11 protein-coding genes are annotated in these 14,986 nt (G+C 65.9%); 9 read left to right on the top strand and 2 right to left on the bottom strand.

Annotated features, from left to right (window positions below):
• The first annotated feature begins 409 nt into the window (after nucleotides 1-409).
• The 5 genes from ACSQ3P_RS30430 to ACSQ3P_RS30410 are packed head-to-tail and all read left to right on the top strand — an operon-like array spanning nucleotide 410 to nucleotide 7,131.
• Entirely contained in the window at nucleotides 410-1,636 is a 1,227-nt protein-coding gene (locus ACSQ3P_RS30430; RefSeq protein ID WP_436169157.1) for a glycosyltransferase, read from the top strand.
• A 44-nt stretch (nucleotides 1,637-1,680) separates the two neighbouring features.
• Complete coding sequence (locus ACSQ3P_RS30425; protein WP_436169156.1) at nucleotides 1,681-3,033, top strand: lipopolysaccharide biosynthesis protein; 1,353 nt, start codon at nucleotides 1,681-1,683, stop codon at nucleotides 3,031-3,033.
• Nucleotides 3,034-3,056: 23 nt separating this feature from the next.
• Nucleotides 3,057-4,889, top strand: coding sequence for an alpha/beta fold hydrolase (locus ACSQ3P_RS30420; RefSeq protein ID WP_436169155.1), 1,833 nt, complete (start codon nucleotides 3,057-3,059; stop codon nucleotides 4,887-4,889).
• Complete coding sequence (locus tag ACSQ3P_RS30415) at nucleotides 4,886-5,950, top strand: glycoside hydrolase family 5 protein (protein WP_436169154.1); 1,065 nt, start codon at nucleotides 4,886-4,888, stop codon at nucleotides 5,948-5,950. The genes ACSQ3P_RS30420 and ACSQ3P_RS30415 overlap by 4 nt, the downstream gene beginning before the upstream one ends.
• Before the next feature lie 29 nt (nucleotides 5,951-5,979).
• Nucleotides 5,980-7,131, top strand: coding sequence for a glycosyltransferase family 4 protein (locus ACSQ3P_RS30410; RefSeq protein ID WP_436169299.1), 1,152 nt, complete (start codon nucleotides 5,980-5,982; stop codon nucleotides 7,129-7,131).
• 201 nt (nucleotides 7,132-7,332) lie between these two features.
• On the opposite strand, the gene ACSQ3P_RS30405 is transcribed toward ACSQ3P_RS30410, so the two are convergent.
• A complete protein-coding gene (locus ACSQ3P_RS30405) occupies nucleotides 7,333-8,205 on the bottom strand; it encodes a tetratricopeptide repeat protein (protein ID WP_436169153.1) in 873 nt (290 codons plus the stop codon).
• Nucleotides 8,206-8,331: 126 nt separating this feature from the next.
• Between ACSQ3P_RS30405 and ACSQ3P_RS30400 the strand changes: the two genes are divergently transcribed.
• The 3 genes from ACSQ3P_RS30400 to ACSQ3P_RS30390 all read left to right on the top strand — a co-directional run bounded on the left by ACSQ3P_RS30400 (nucleotide 8,332) and on the right by ACSQ3P_RS30390 (nucleotide 11,073).
• Complete coding sequence (locus tag ACSQ3P_RS30400; RefSeq protein ID WP_436169152.1) at nucleotides 8,332-9,717, top strand: leucyl aminopeptidase family protein; 1,386 nt, start codon at nucleotides 8,332-8,334, stop codon at nucleotides 9,715-9,717.
• A 98-nt stretch (nucleotides 9,718-9,815) separates the two neighbouring features.
• Nucleotides 9,816-10,169 (top strand): MarR family transcriptional regulator, encoded by a 354-nt coding sequence (locus tag ACSQ3P_RS30395; RefSeq protein WP_092173215.1) that lies wholly within the window; start codon nucleotides 9,816-9,818, stop codon nucleotides 10,167-10,169.
• Nucleotides 10,170-10,215: 46 nt separating this feature from the next.
• The gene (locus tag ACSQ3P_RS30390) at nucleotides 10,216-11,073 is read left to right on the top strand and encodes an NlpC/P60 family protein (protein ID WP_436169151.1); all 858 of its coding nucleotides are present in this window, start codon (nucleotides 10,216-10,218) and stop codon (nucleotides 11,071-11,073) included.
• Between the two features lie 3 nt (nucleotides 11,074-11,076).
• On the opposite strand, the gene mutS is transcribed toward ACSQ3P_RS30390, so the two are convergent.
• Complete coding sequence (mutS, locus tag ACSQ3P_RS30385; RefSeq protein WP_436169298.1) at nucleotides 11,077-13,725, bottom strand: DNA mismatch repair protein MutS; 2,649 nt, start codon at nucleotides 13,723-13,725, stop codon at nucleotides 11,077-11,079.
• Nucleotides 13,726-14,017: 292 nt separating this feature from the next.
• On the opposite strand from mutS, the gene ACSQ3P_RS30380 reads away from it, so the two are divergent.
• Nucleotides 14,018-14,986, top strand: a 969-nt coding sequence (locus ACSQ3P_RS30380) for a LytS/YhcK type 5TM receptor domain-containing protein (RefSeq protein WP_436169150.1), incomplete at its 3' end; no start/stop codon positions are given.

Here is a 14,986-nt window from a genome sequence, read left to right as displayed (position 1 = left end):
TGGAATCCAGCGGGCATGCTGGCTATCCGTGGTTAAGATCTTCCTAAGCAGGTCGATAAAATTCTAATGATCTGTAGAGATTTATCTAAAATCGGATTTAACCACGATTGATACGGAAATGGTTTCGATGTTTCTTGTTATCGACCTTGGTGATAAATAGATATTTAGAGAAATCGCCCCGATCTTACAACGACCAACGCCGCCGTCCCTGGAGACGCGTCCTGGGTGGAGCCGCAGCATTGCCGACCCGCTTCAGACCTCGGTCAAGACGCTGCGCTGGATCCCGCGCGACGACGTCGCGGCCATTTAAGGCATCATGAACGCGTCTCGAGGCAAGGATCGGGCGGGGCTATCGGCCTTGCATGTCGGTCGGGAAAACGGGGGTGGCGTCCCGGAAAAACGGAGTGGCGTGCGGATTCTGATGGCCTGCGCGGCGTTCCCTCCCTTCATCGACGGTGGCGGACCGATCTCGGCGATGATCGTGGCGAAGCTGCTGCGAGCGGCAGGCCACGACATCGAGGTGGTCAATGTCGCCGGCGAGGACAAGCACGAGATCTTCGACGGCGTGCCGGTCCACCGGCTTCGTTCGCTCAATATCGACTGGAACTATCGCCTGCCGCGTCCTGCGTGGAAAAAGCTCGTCTGGCACGCGCTGGAAAATTTCAACCCTCGCGCCTTCTTCGCGATGCGCCGCGAGATCAGGCGTGTCCGGCCCGATATCGTCCTCACGGACTCCATCGAAAACATCAATGTGGCGACTTGGGCCGCCGCCAAAAGCCTGGGCGTGCCCGTTTGCCACATTCTGCGAAGCACCTTCCTCCTGTGCTGGAAGGGCAGCATGTGGCGCAACGGCGACAATTGCGCCCGCGCCTGCGGCTCCTGCCGGGCGACCTCCTATGGCAAAAAGCTGATGTCGCGCTTCGTCGATGCCGTGGTCGGCGAGACGGATTTCATCGCCGCGCGCCATCTCAGCGAGGGATACTTTCCCCATGCGACCTCACATTGCATTCCCGGCGCGATCGCGCCGCGCGATGTGCCCTCGCCGCGCGTGGCGCCCGGCGAGGGCAGGCCGCTGCGACTGGGTTTCATTGGCGTCCATGATCCGATCAAGGGTCTCGATACGCTGGCTGCGGCCGCCCATCGCCTGAAAGGACAGCCGGTCGAGTTCCTGATCGCCGGAACCGGGCAGGGCAACTATGCGGCCGCACTGCCGGAACGTTTTCCGAAGGAGAACACGCGCTTCCTTGGTTGGGTGCAGCCCGACGCGTTCTTTCCCCAGATCGACGTACTCGTTGTGCCCTCTGTCTTCCGGGAGCCCTTCGGACGCGTCGTGATCGAGGCCTTCGTCCACGGCGTTCCGGTCATAGGAGCGCGGTCGGGCGGCATTCCCGAAACGATCGAGCCCGGCATCAACGGCGCCCTGTACGCGCCTGGAGACGATGGCGCATTGGCGCAGCACATCACTGAACTCGTGCAGAATCCGGAGCGTATCGCCACGCTTTCCCAGGGAGCCCTCGCAGCGGCGCGACGCTACGCGCCCGAACGCATCGCTTCGTCCTATGAGGCCGTCTTCGCCGAGTTGCTGCGCGGTGCGCAGCCGGGACGCGTGCCGGTGATTCAGGACGCAAGCTCGTGAAGGCCCTGTGGAGATTGTCCAGGCGGACGGAGGCCAGGCGGTTCGTGTCCGCCTTCTCGTCGCGATTCAGCAGCACCTTGTTGAGCTTCCTCGTCCTGCTGACGGCGAGTCATTTCCTGTCCACGCAGGAATATGGCCTCTATGTCTTCCTGTTTTCGATCGGCAGTGCGCTGGGCCTGATCGCGGTTCTGGGACAGCAGATTCTTGTGGTGAAGCGCTACCAACACCATGAAGGGGCCAGCCATTGGCTGAACCAGGCGCTGGTCGGCGTCAATGCGCGCTGGCTCGCGCTCGGCTGCGGGCTGCTGGTGGTTGCAGCCACCGTGTTCTTCATCTTCGCGGATGCGTTTCCGGAACCCTATCGGCATCTCTGGGTGGCGCTGGCCTTTGCCGCGGTCTTCGCGGTCAGCGAGTATCTGCAGAACTATTTCCGCATTCACGGGCAGATCAACCTATCGCTCGTGCCCCGTGAGATCGTCTGGCGCGGCGCGTCGATCCTGTGCATCGCCGCTGCGGGGCTCATCGGCTATCGCGCCGATGGCGAGGTGGTCATGACCATCGTCACCGTGCTGCTGGGGGCCACGACTTTGTATCAAGCCGTCGCCTTCACGCGCGGCGAAGGCTGGGGCTGGCTGGCACGCCACGATGATGTACCGCGCGAGACTCGCGGAACTTGGCACAAAGAAAGCCTGTATTTCATCGCCAATGGCATCCTGAACTCTTCATCGGCCTATCTGGAAACGATCCTGATCGGCGCGGTGCTGGGGCTGGACAAGGCCGGCTTCTACTTCGTGGCCCTGCGGATCGCGATGCTGCTGACCTTGCCGGTCGCGGCGATCGATACCGTCGGCATCCCCATGATCGCCGCCCGCTTCCAGAAATCCGACAATGCTGGCGCCCAGATCCTGATCGGGCAGCTGTCCTTCGCCAGCTTCTGCATCTCGCTTCTGGGCGCCTTCGCCCTGGTGATGATCGCGCCGTTCGTCCTCTCGATCTTCAATGCGGATTTCGCCCAGCATGCCGATGTCCTGACGGTCCTGTGCGTGCTGTCCGTTTCGCAGGCCTTTTTCGGGCCCGGTTCTTGGCTGTTGATGATCGGCGGCGGCGAGCGCTTCTTCCTGATCGCGCGGGCGGTGATCTTCGTTTTCTATCTGGGATTACTGTACGGCCTGGCCCAGATCGGCGGGCTGATGGGCATCGCGATCGCGGGGCTTTTCATGACGCTGGCATCCAATCTGGCCGCCTGGCACTGGATCAAGCGCAAATATGCGATCGACAATATGGCAACGGCGTTTTTCAGACCCTTCATCTTCACGGGGCTGAAGCAGCCAGAGCCGATGCAGCCCCAGCCCGATGGTGATCACGCCGACACCGCAGCAAAAACGGCTGTGCATTGAAAACGCCGAGGCGGAGCAGGGATATGGGCGCAGCGGCGGCCGAACGGACACCGGTCATGGCACGACGGCAGGATGCGGCATCCGAGCTTCCGATCGCGCCGGTGTCGTCGCCGATGGCCGCTCTATCATCCCAGGGAACGCCCGTCGCCTTCTCAGGCACGATCGGCATGCTTTACCCAGGAGCCGCGTCGGTGGCCGTTCTGATGCTGGCTCCGGTCGGCTACGAGGAACTTTGCCTGCGCAGCACGTGGCGGACATTGGCTGAAGCGTTGTCCCTGGCCGGCATAGCCTGCCTCCGCTTCGACTATCCCGGTCTCGGTGACGCGCTCGATGCCGTCGAGCCGTCCGGCCTCGATGACTGGGACGAGACCGTGCGCGCTGCCGCCGATCTGCTGAGGCAGGCCAGCGGCTGCTCGCGCTTGATCCTGCTGGGACAGGGCTTTGGCGGAACGCTCGCCCTGCGTCTGGCTGACGCGTTGGCTCCGGTCTCCGGCTGCGTGGTCATGGCGCCAGTCGTCAACGGCAAGCGCTATCTGCGCGAATTATCCGTCTGGACGCGCATCGTTGCCGACCGCATCGGGATCGGCATGGATCCCGACGATGATACGGGCTGTGCCGTGGCGGGTCTTCGGTTGCCGCCGGCGCGCCTGGCCGCCATCGGAAGGCTGAGCTTGCTCGACACCGACAGCCGTCCCTGCGACGAGGTGCTGCTGCTGACCCGTTCTGGCCATGCGGGCGATGCAGCGCTCGCAACACATTTGGCTGCACGCGGTACCGCGGTGACGACCTCGCCCTATCAGGGCTACGAGCTGCTGACGACCGATCCGACCGGCGCCAGGCCGCCTTTGCCGACGATCGCGGCCATCGTCGCTTGGGTCGCGCTGCGCGCACGCGCGCCGGAACAGACCGTTCACGCGCTCGCGACGGCCAAGCCTTATGAGGGGCGGGTCGCGAAGCTGTTCGGGCCGGGCTTCATCGAGAGCCCCGTCCGATTCGGTCCGGACGGACGTCTTTTTGGCGTGGTGTGCGAGCCCGAAGGCCGCTCTTCCCGCTCGTCGATCGTGTTCGTCAATGCCGGACGCGACTACCATATCGGCTGGGCCCGCGTCACGGTCGCGCAGGCTCGTGCCTTCGCGGTGCGCGGCATCGCGTCGCTACGCTTCGATACCAGCGGCATCGGCGACAGCCTGCCCGATGAGAACGGTCCCGAGGAAGTACTCTATTCCGAAGAACAGATCGCCGATGTCCGGCTCGCCCTCGACGTCATGGATACGCGCGGCTACCAGGATCCGATCCTGATCGGGCGCTGCAGCGGAGCCTATGCTGCCTTCAACGCCGCGGTCGCGGATCAGCGGGTCCGGCAGCTCGTCATGGTCAACAACGAGCGCTTCGTCTGGGACCCTGACGAAAGCGTCGAAGATGCGATCCGGTACGCCCATCGGAGCGTCGGCGACTTCGGCGCGACGCTGAAGCGTAACGGCGGGCTGCGCCGGCTGCTCACGGGGCAGCTTCGGATCGGGCCGGCCGCGCGCTATCTCCTGTTCCGGCTCCTGAAGCAGGTTTCGGTCCGGCTCGCGCCTGTGCTGGGCCGCTTGACCAAGCACGGCCGGCTGCGCCGCGAATGCCAACGGCGCTTCGGCGTGCTGGCGGCCCGCCAAGTCGATGTGGCGTTGATCTATGCCGAAGGGGATGTCGGCATGGCCGAATTTAACACCTATTTCGGCAAGACCGGCGAGGGGCTCTCGGCCTATCGCAACGTGTCGTTCGCAACCATTCCCGACGCCGACCACAACTTCACCCACCTCGGTGCCGCGCTTCGGCTGCGGGCCAAGCTGCTGGAGACGGTCAAGCCATGAATGTCTCGACGAGACGGCGGCGCGCCGGCCTGCTGCTAGCGGCTGCCGGCCTGTTGGGCGCCGCCATGCCTGCGACAGGCGCGGAGACGTGCCTGCGTGGCGTCAATCTCTCGGGCGCCGAATTCGGCACGGTGCCGGGGCGGCCGAACACCGATTACACCTACCCCGCCGAGGCGGCGATCCGCCGGCTGGCCGGACTGGGTATGACCTCCTTCCGGCTGCCGTTCCGCTGGGAACGCATCCAGCCCAAACCCGGCGGTGAACTCGATGCGGCCGAACTCGCCCGCCTCGACCAGAGCATCGACACTGCCAAGGGCGCGGGTCTGGTCGCGATCCTCGACCTGCACAATTTCGGCTATTATGCTGGCAAGAGACTGGGCTCCCCGACATTGCCAGCCTCCGCGCTGGGCGATGTCTGGCGGCGGCTGGCAACGCATTATCGCGACCGGACGAACGTGGTCTTCTCGATCATGAACGAGCCCTACGACATCCACAGCGCCGAATGGGCGAAGACCCAGAACGTCGCCATTGCGGAGATCCGCAAGGCGGGCGCCCGCCAGATGCTCCTGGTCACGGGAACCGCCTATGGCGGCGCCCATAGCTGGACAGCGGATTTGCCGGTCGGCAACAACGGCCGCGACCTGCTGGCGATCGAGGACCCGCTGAAGCGGTTCGCCTACGACTTTCACCAATATCTCGATGCCGATTATTCCGGCCGCCAGTCGGAGTGCTCGGCAGCGCAAGGCGCACTCAAGGCCATCGACGAGGTCAGCATCTGGCTCAAGGCCCATAGCCGACAGGGCTTCCTGGGCGAATTTGCGGCCTCCGACCGGCCCGAATGCGTCAAGGTCTTCAAGGAGATGACGGCGCGTCTCGATGCACGTCCGGAGCAGTGGGTCGGCTGGACTGCCTGGGGTGCCGGGCCGTGGTGGCCGCCGGACTACGTCTTCAACCTCGAACCGACGGGGGCAGGAGAGAGGCCGCAGATGAAAGCGCTCATCGAGCAATTGAACACGAGATCGGCAAAAAATACGACCTGTGGCCGGACGGGACGTCCGTGAACGCGCCGCTCCGAAGCCTGCGTGAGGGGATGCGGATCGTCCACGTGGTCAGGCAGTTTCTGCCCAATCGCGGGGGGTTGGAGGATGTCGTCGCCAATCTCTGCAGAGCGCAGCTGCGCATGGGGCTCAAGCCCTCGGTGCTGACACTCGATCGGCTGTTCGGCGATCCGGGACTGCAATTGGCGCAGGAGGAAGTCATCGACGGAATCCCGGTCCGGCGCATTCCTTATCACGGCTCCTCCCGTTACCCCTTCGCGCCGTCGGTCTTCGCTCACCTGTCCGATGCTGATATCGTCCATGTCCATGCCATCGACTTCTTTTTCGATGCTCTCGCGCTCGGCTGGATCTTTCATCGCAAGCTGCTGGTCGCGACGACCCATGGTGGCTTCTTCCATACGCGCGACTTTTCTGGCCTGAAGAAGATCTGGATGAATGGTCCCACGCGGCTATCATCGCTGGCCTATCGCGCCATTGCCGGCTGTAGCGCCAATGATGCGCGGATGTTCGAGAATGTGGCGGCCGGCAAGGTCCGCGTCATCGAGAACGGTGTCGATCTCGACAAATTCCGCGGCGCATCCAGCGTCGCTCCGGTTCGGCGCCTTGTCAGCATCGGACGCTTCTCCAAGAACAAGCGTCCCGAGAACCTGATCGCGACCATGGCGGCGTTGTTGCGCACGGGCGCCGACTGGCATCTCGATATGATCGGCGTTGAATCCGACTGGTCTGAAGCCGCGCTGCGCGATGCCATCGCTCGAGCCGGCTTGGCAGGCCGGATCGACATCCATCTCGGCCTCGGCGACGCGGAGGCCCGAGACGTGATGAGCCGCTCCTCGCTGTTCGTCTCCGCCTCGGATTTCGAGGGGTTCGGCCTTGCGCTGATCGAGGCGATGAGCGCGGGGCTGGTGCCCGTCGTCCAGCCCAATGCAGCATTCGCCGCTCTGTCGGAAAAATATTCCGTGATCCGCCTCACCGATTTCGGCGCTCCCCAGGAGGCGGCGAATGTGATCGTCGAGGCATTCGAGAGCTTGAAAGCCTCGCGTGGGGCCTTGAAACCCGACATCGATGCGCTGGCTCCATACTCCTGGCAGCAGGTCGCCTTGAATTACCGGGCATTCTACGAGGATGCGCTGCAAGGACGGCTCGATTTCAGGCGAAACCGAAGCTTCAGCGGACACAACTAACCTCCGACCCTCCGACGGCAAGCCGGCGGCGTTGTCACGTTGACCGCCGGCGGGCGCCAAGAGGTAGTCTGGTGAGAGCTCAGGCTGATTAGGAAGAAACCGCCCCTGATCCAGGCGAAGCCCATGACTACCGCCATGCAGCATCATTCTTCTGTTCGTAGTCGCGCAACGCTTTAGCGAGGCCGCCTAGGGAGCTCGGCATCAGACCTTGGGTGCTTCGCCCATCGCTGCTTCCGGCTTGCGGGCGGTTGTCTTACCCTTGCTGCCGCCGGCCCTCAGAACGTCCCAGCTATTCGTCTGACTGACGCTGCGCTTGAGATAAGCGATCGTGGCTGCGGCTTCCGTGGGGCTCTGGTCCTGCCGGGCCAGCGTCTCCGCTTCGCCGAAGCGGCCCTGCAGGCCGAGCACGAGGACGAGGTTTTGCCGCACGCGCACATCGCTGCGGTTGGAGGTGGCCGCCTCACGCAAGACCCGTTCGGCCTCAGGCAAATGCTTCGAGAGCGCCAAGGAGAGGCCGAGATTGGACATCACGGTCGGCTCGCCGGGCGCGAGCTTGAGAGCCGCCTGGTAGAGCTGCTGCGCGCGTTCGGGTTCGCCCAACTGGTCAGCCACCGTGCCCTGCGCCGAGAGGATGCGCCAATCCGGCCGTTCCGGCGAATGGGCGCGGGAGAGCACTTCGTCCGCCTCTTTCAATCGGCCATTATCGGCGAGAGAACGGCCATAGGCCCCCAGCATTTCGAGATCATTGGTATGGACCAGGACTGCGCCCTGCAGCACGGCCAGCGCCTGGGCGTTCTGGTCGAGCGCGCGCAAGGCGCGCGCATAGTAGAAGGCGGCGTCACGCTCCTTAGGGCTGGCGTCGTAGCGCTTGCCCCAGCGCTGGCTCTCCGCTTGCCAATCGGCCGGATTGCGCGGCTGGGCCTCGCTGCGGCCGATCGAGCCTGTGATGTCGCCGAGCCCGCTGCGGCTCTGGCAGCCGGCAGCGGTAAGTGCGGCGAGGCAGACGGCAGCCAGAAGGCTGGTGCGGACAAGCTTGCGAGAGGCCATCAGGGGCGCTGGAAGGCTGGCAGACATGGCGGGATCGCCTCGCAACGATGGAAAATCTGGTCCTGCCGGTGATAAAGCGTTAACCCTAATGCATTCTTAACCGCGGCCTCGCGACCGGTCCCCGACCTCGCTTCCGATCAGGTGTCCATTTCTGTGCACAGCCTTCTCGTTTCCGCCTCGCCTTCGGCCATTCCGGTTCATGTCGTCTCGAAAGCCGGGTTACCCACGCTGCTCGAAGCCCTGGCGCCGGAAGGCCGGCGCTTTGCGCAGGCTCAGGGCTTCGCTGCCCGCCCGGGCCAGCATCTTGCCTTGCCGGATGCTTCGGGAGCGGTTGCGGCCGTGCTGCTCGGCGTCGAGCCGCCCGAATCGCGTTGCCGCGATCCTTTTGCGCCCGGCCGGCTCGCGGCGATCTTGCCGGCTGGCGACTATGTGCTGTCAGGCGAGATCGGCGATGCCGGCCTGGCTGCGCTGGCTTGGCTGCTGCAGGGGTACCGCTTCGACCGCTACCGCAATCCTGCTTCCGCCACGGCCCGCCTCGTACTGCCCGACGGAGTCGATGGCGAGGAGCTGAGCGCGGTGGCGACGTCAGCCATGCTCGCGCGCGATCTCGTCAATACGCCGGCCAATGACATGGGCCCTGCCGAGATCGAGGCGGCGATTCGCGCGCTCGGCCAGGAATGCGGCGCCACCGTCACCAGCATCGTCGGCGACGATCTGCTGGCCAGGAATTTCCCGATGATCCATGCGGTCGGCCGCGCTTCGTCACGTGCGCCGCGTCTGGTCGATCTGGCCTGGGGCGATCCCGGCCATCCCAAGGTCACGCTTGTGGGCAAGGGGGTCGCCTTCGACACTGGCGGCCTCGATCTCAAGCCGTCGGCGGGCATGCTGCTGATGAAGAAGGATATGGGCGGGGCTGCCGCGGCGATCGCCGCTGCGCGCATGATCATGCTGGCGAAGCTTCCGGTCCGTCTGCGCCTGCTCGTGCCGGCGGTGGAGAATGCGGTCTCGGGTTCAGCCTTCCGGCCCGGCGACGTGCTGCAAAGCCGCAAGGGCATCACGGTCGAGATCGGTAATACCGACGCGGAAGGTCGGCTCATCCTTGCCGACGCGCTGGCACTCGCCGACGAGGAGGCGCCGGAGCTGCTGATCGACTACGCCACGCTGACGGGTGCGGCCCGCGTCGCGCTTGGACCGGAATTGCCGCCCTTCTATACGCATGACGAGGGGCTGGCCGCCGAGATCGCCCGCCTCGGCAATGCGGTGAATGATCCGGTCTGGCGGCTGCCGCTCTGGCCGCCCTATGACGGGCTGCTCGATTCCAAGATCGCCGACGTCAATCATGTCTCGGGCGGCAGCTTCGCCGGCTCGGTCACTGCCGCCCTGTTCCTGAACCGCTTCGTCGAGAAGACTGCGTCCTACGCCCATTTCGACATCTATGGCTGGACGCCCTCGGCCAAGCCCGGCCGGCCGGAGGGGGGCGAGTGCCAGGCCGCCCGCCTGACCTATGCGCTGCTGAAGCAGCTTCACCCCGTCGGCTAAGCCTCCTCTGTCGGTTAAGCTTCTTGCGCAACAGCGATTGCGCCCAGGCCGAAGGCGCATAATGATACGGGTCCGTAACGATCGGGATCCGCGTATTCATGCCCTTGGAGATCAGGCCCTCGCAGGCGCTCAGACTGTGGCGGCAGGTGCATCTCGATCTGGTGCGCGACGGGCAGGCCGATCTTTCGGCCCGCCAGACCGCGATCCTGCTGACGATCTATCTTGAATTGCCGCCCCATACCGTGCGCGGGCTCGCCGCGCAGCTCGGCGTCACCAAGCCGGTGATCACGCGGGCGCTCGACACCATGGGCAAGCTCGGCCTCGTCAGCCGGCGGCGGGATGAGTTCGACCGCCGCAATGTCATCATCCAGCGCACCGTGGCAGGCGCGCTCGCGGTCGAGAAATTGGCTGATCTGGTAACGGAGCGGGCGAGGGAGCTTGGCGGCGGCTGAAGTCCGCAGTCTTCGCGCGTTAACCGGTCGCGGCTAGATTGCTGCCATGAGCCTGATTCTCGACCGCCGCCTCACGCCTGCCCGCCCCGACCTCGCCGCCAGCCGCTTGCGGGGCCAGGTCGAGGCGCGCGCTTTCGTCGATCCCGAGCCGATGCGCGTCGTCGCGGCTTCTGCCCCTGTGCGCCGCGAGCCGCGCCCCGATGCGCCCCTCGATACGGAAGCGTTGTCGGGCGAGTTGGTCGACGTCTATGAGAGCCATGAAGGCTGGGCCTGGGTCCAGCTCGCCTCCGACGGCTATGTCGGCTACGTGCCCGACGACGCATTGCGCCTGGACGCCCCCGTGCCGACGCACTGCGTCTCGGCGCTTCGGACCTTCATCTATCCCGGCGCATCGATGAAATTGCCACCGCTGGAGGCCTTGTCGCTCGGCGCAAGCGTCACAGTCACGGGAGAGGCCGGCGACTTCCTCGTGCTTGCCGATGGCGGGCATGTCTTCGCCGCCCATCTGTCCGCCGCCGACGCCTATGAACCCGATTTTGTCGCAGTCGCCGAGCGCTTCCTGCATGTGCCCTATCTCTGGGGCGGCAAGACCAGCCTCGGGCTCGATTGCTCGGGGCTGACGCAGCTCTCGCTGGCAGCGGCAGGCGTCGGTTCGCCGCGCGATTCCGACATGCTGGAGGCGTCGCTGGGCACGCCGGTGGCGTTTGACGACAGCCTCGCGGGCCTCAAGCGCGGCGATCTCGTCTTCTGGAAGGGCCATGTCGGTATCCTGACCGACCCGGAGACGCTGCTGCACGCCACCGCCTATACGATGACGGTCTATAGCGAGCCGCTGCGCACGGCCCGCGACCGCATCCAGGCCAAGAGCTTCGGCGCCATCACGGGCGTTCGGCGTCTCGGCTGAGGTTCATCCCAGCCCCTTCAGCCGGTACAGTGCCTCCAGAGCCGCGCGTGGCGTCATTTCGTCGAGGTCGAGCTCGTTCAGCGCCTCGCGCAACGCATCGACCGCAGCAATGGCCAGGACAGGCGCAGTCCGCCTGACCGGCGCGGCGAAAAGCGGCAGGTCGTCGACCAGCGAGGCGACCGGCTTCTCGCGCTCGGTCTTCTCCAGTTCACTGAGGATCGCGCGTGCCCGTTCGACTACGGCGAGCGGCAGGCCTGCGAGCTTGGCGACCTGGATGCCGTAGGAGCGGTCGGCCGCGCCTGCCACCACCTCGTGCAGGAAGATCACCTCCCCGTTCCATTCGGTGACGCGAACGGTCGCGTTGGTGACGCGCTCCAGCCGGTCTCCGAGCGCGGTGAGCTCGTGATAATGCGTCGCGAACAGCGAGCGGCAGCGATTGACCTCGTGCAGATGCTCGATCGCTGCCCAGGCGATCGAGAGCCCGTCGAAGGTCGCGGTGCCGCGCCCGATCTCGTCGAGGATGACGAGCGCGCGCGGCCCGGCCTGGTTCAGGATCGCGGCGGTTTCGACCATCTCGACCATGAAGGTCGAGCGTCCGCGCGCAAGATCATCGGCCGCACCCACGCGCGAGAACAGCCGGTCGACGATGCCGAGATGGGCGCTGGCCGCGGGCACGAAGGAGCCCATCTGCGCCAGCACCGCGATCAGCGCATTCTGGCGCAGAAAGGTCGATTTACCCGCCATGTTCGGACCGGTGATCAGGCAGATGCGTCCGCCGCCGCTGCTCTCGCCAGGCGGTGAAAGTTCGCTGTCATTGGCGACGAAGGGCTTGCCGTCGCGCTTGAGCGCGGCTTCCACGACCGGGTGGCGTCCGCCTGCGATGGTGAAGGCGGCGCTGTCGTCGATGATCGGACGGCTCCAGCCTTCGCGGCTGGCGAGTTCCGCGAGCCCGGCGAAGACGTCGATCTCGGCGAGCGCGGCGGCGGCGGCCTTGATCGGCTCGGCCTGAGCCAGCACCGCCTCGCTCAAGGCCGCGAAGACGCCGAGCTCAAGCTTCAAGGCGCGGTCGGCGGCCGAGGCGATCTTGGCCTCGAGTTCGCCAAGCTCGACCGAGGAGAAGCGCATCGCATCCGACATCGTCTGCCGGTGCACGAAGGTCGCCCGCCAGGGCTCCTTCAGGAAATCCTCGCCAACGGCCTGGGGCACCTCGACGAAATAGCCGAGCATGGAATTATGCTTGATCCGCAGCGTCCGGCAGCCAGTCTCGGCGCTGTAGCGCGCTTGGAGTTGCGCGATGACCTTGCGGGAATCGACCTGCAGCAGCCGCAATTCGTCGAGGGCGGCGTCGAAGCCCTCGCGGACGAAGCGGCCGTCGCGGCGGTTGAGCGGGAGTTCCTCGGCCAGCGTGTCGGTCAACCGGGTCGGGAGAGCCGGATCGGTCGCCGCAAGCGCGCTGGCGGCGTTGGCGAGATCCTGCGGCAGCGTCGCCTGGCGGGCGAGCAGGGCTGCGATCTCGCGTGCGGCGGTGAGACCTGCCCCAAGCGCTGCGAGATCGCGCGGACCGCCCCGGTCGAGCGAGAGGCGGGCGAGTGCACGCGCCACATCGGGAACGCGGGCAAGCGCGCGCTGAAGATCCTCGCGCAGGGCGCTGTCGGCGACGAGCGCCGCGATGGCGTTGTGCCGATTGGCGATGGCGGCCGTATCCGTCAGCGGTCCAGCTAATCGCTCGGCGAGCAAGCGCGCGCCGCCCGGTGTCGCCGTCCGGTCGATGGTGGCGAGCAGGCTCCCTGTCCGCTCGCCCGACAGGGTCCGCGTCAGTTCGAGGTTGGTCCGCGTCGCGGCGTCGATCAGCATGGTGCCGGCGCCGGCATCGCGCACCGGCGGCGACAAGGGCGGCCGCGCGCCGAACTGCGTGCGCTCGACATAGGCGAGCGCGGCGCCCGCCGCCGCGATCTCGGCGCGTGTGAAGGCGCCGAAGGCGTCCAGCGTGGCGACGCCGAAGAACTCCTTAAGCCTGCGCTCGGCTGAGGCCGCGTCCAGCCCCTCGCGCGCCAGCGGCGTCACCGGCACATTGACCTCGCGCCAGAACGCCTTCATCGCGGGGTCGTCATAGATCGCGTCGGGGCAGACGATCTCGCGCGGTTCGAGGCGCGCGAACTCGATTGCGAGCCGCTCCTGCGGCGTCTCCATCACGCTGAAGCGCCCGGTCGAGATGTCGATGGCCGCCAGCCCATAGAGTGCGCCGTCGTCGCTGAGCTTGCGGCGCGCGACCGCGACCAGCAGGCTGGCGCGGCCGGGTTCGAGCAGGCGCTCCTCGGTGATGGTGCCGGGCGTGACGAGCCGCACCACGTCGCGCCGCACCACTGATTTGGGGCCGCGCTTCTTGGCCTCGGCGGGATCCTCGACCTGCTCGCAGACGGCGACGCGATGGCCGGCCGCGATCAGCCTCTGGAGGTAGTCGTCGGCGCGCTCGACCGGGACGCCGCACATCGCGATGTCGTGGCCTTGATGCTTGCCGCGCTTGGTCAGCACGATGCCGAGCGTGCGCGAGGCGATCTCGGCGTCGCCGAAGAACAATTCGTAGAAATCGCCCATCCGGTAGAACAGCAGGCAGTCGGGATTGGCCGCTTTGATCTCGACATATTGCGCCATCATCGGCGTGACGCGCGCGGCCTCGTCCTTCGGCGCCGTCGGAGGGGCGGGGCTGGGAGGATTCTGACCGGAAGGTGGAGGAAGAACGTGTTGCATGGCGTGGCGAACGCTAACGATTTGACCCAGGCTTGGGAACCGCTGCGCCGATCTGGGCGTCATTCGGGAGGATTTTGATGTGGACCCCTGCGGAATCCGGCCCTGAGCGTCGTAGGGTTTATGATTCGTTAGCCGCAGGCCGCGTAGGTTGCGGGAACGTAGCTTCCTCCCGCCTCTCTAGGTTGTCCGCGCCGACATGCTGTTCGAACTGCTCAGAGGACTGGCCTATCTTCTCATCGCGGCGGTGCTGGTGCCTTTGGCGACGCAGCGGCTGGGCGAATCGCACAGGCTCCGGCAGGTCGTCATCGGAGTGATTCTGGCGGCTGGCGGCTGCGCCAGCATGCTGGATCCCATCGTCGTCCAGCCGGGGATTCTGCTCGATTTCCGCAACCTGGTCGCGGTCCTGTCGGGAGTGCTAGGCGGCCCGATCGCCTCGGCCATCACGACGACGATCCTCATCGTCGTGCGGCTCTATTTGGGGGGAGAGGGTGCCGTGCCGGGCTGCGTCGGCATCCTGCTCTGCGCGGCGATCGGTGTCTTCTACGGCTTGCGGCTGCGCAAGGTCGATCGCGCCGTCAGGGTTCCCGGCCTGGTCGGGCTTGGCCTCGTGGCGGCCTGGATGCCACTCCTGATCATCGTCGGATCGGTGACGTTCCCGCGCGCCTGGTTCTTGATGGAGATGATTTCAGGCCCGGCCCCGACTGTCGTCAACGTGGTGGCCGCGGGGCTCGTCGGCTACATCATCAACAGCGACAGGCAGCGCGTCGAAGCCCTCCGCCTGCTCGAGGCTTGCACCGCCAATATGCCCGGCGTCCTCTACCAGAAGATCATGCGGCCGGACGGCTCGATCCACCACAAGCTGGCCAATGCGAACATCGAAAAGCTGCTCGCAGTCACGCGCGAAGAGGTCGAGCGCGATCCCGATAGCTGGCTGCGCTGGATGGCGCCCGAGGATCGCGCGTTTCTGCAAAAGGCCAATGCGCAGGCCGCCGCCGAGCGAACGCTCAAGCCCTGGCGCTTCGAGGCGCGCCACATCCGGGATGACGGTTCGACGATCTGGCTGCGGACCGACGCGGCCTGTCGCCGCCTGCCGGATGGCTCGATCTGCTGGGACGGCATCATGACGGACGTCACCGCTGAGCGCACGCTGGAGCAGCGCCAGCGC

It is taken from the genome of Allobosea sp. LjRoot9 (assembly GCF_964252745.1).
Classification (GTDB): Bacteria; Pseudomonadota; Alphaproteobacteria; order Rhizobiales; family Beijerinckiaceae; genus Allobosea.
Note: the sequence above shows the minus strand (reverse complement) of the source record. Positions and strands in the feature narration are given on the sequence as shown.

What these genes read in the sequence shown, in the direction of transcription:
- ACSQ3P_RS30415 (WP_436169154.1), top strand. Translation starts at nt 4,886, where the DNA reads ATGAATGTCTCGACGAGACGGCGGCGCGCCGGCCTGCTGCTAGCGGCT.
- ACSQ3P_RS30420 (WP_436169155.1), top strand. Translation starts at nt 3,057, where the DNA reads ATGGGCGCAGCGGCGGCCGAACGGACACCGGTCATGGCACGACGGCAG.
- ACSQ3P_RS30410 (WP_436169299.1), top strand. Translation starts at nt 5,980, where the DNA reads ATGCGGATCGTCCACGTGGTCAGGCAGTTTCTGCCCAATCGCGGGGGG.
- ACSQ3P_RS30390 (WP_436169151.1), top strand. Translation starts at nt 10,216, where the DNA reads ATGAGCCTGATTCTCGACCGCCGCCTCACGCCTGCCCGCCCCGACCTC.
- ACSQ3P_RS30405 (WP_436169153.1), bottom strand. Translation starts at nt 8,205, where the DNA reads ATGTCTGCCAGCCTTCCAGCGCCCCTGATGGCCTCTCGCAAGCTTGTC.
- ACSQ3P_RS30395 (WP_092173215.1), top strand. Translation starts at nt 9,816, where the DNA reads ATGCCCTTGGAGATCAGGCCCTCGCAGGCGCTCAGACTGTGGCGGCAG.
- mutS (WP_436169298.1), bottom strand. Translation starts at nt 13,725, where the DNA reads ATGGCGCAATATGTCGAGATCAAAGCGGCCAATCCCGACTGCCTGCTG.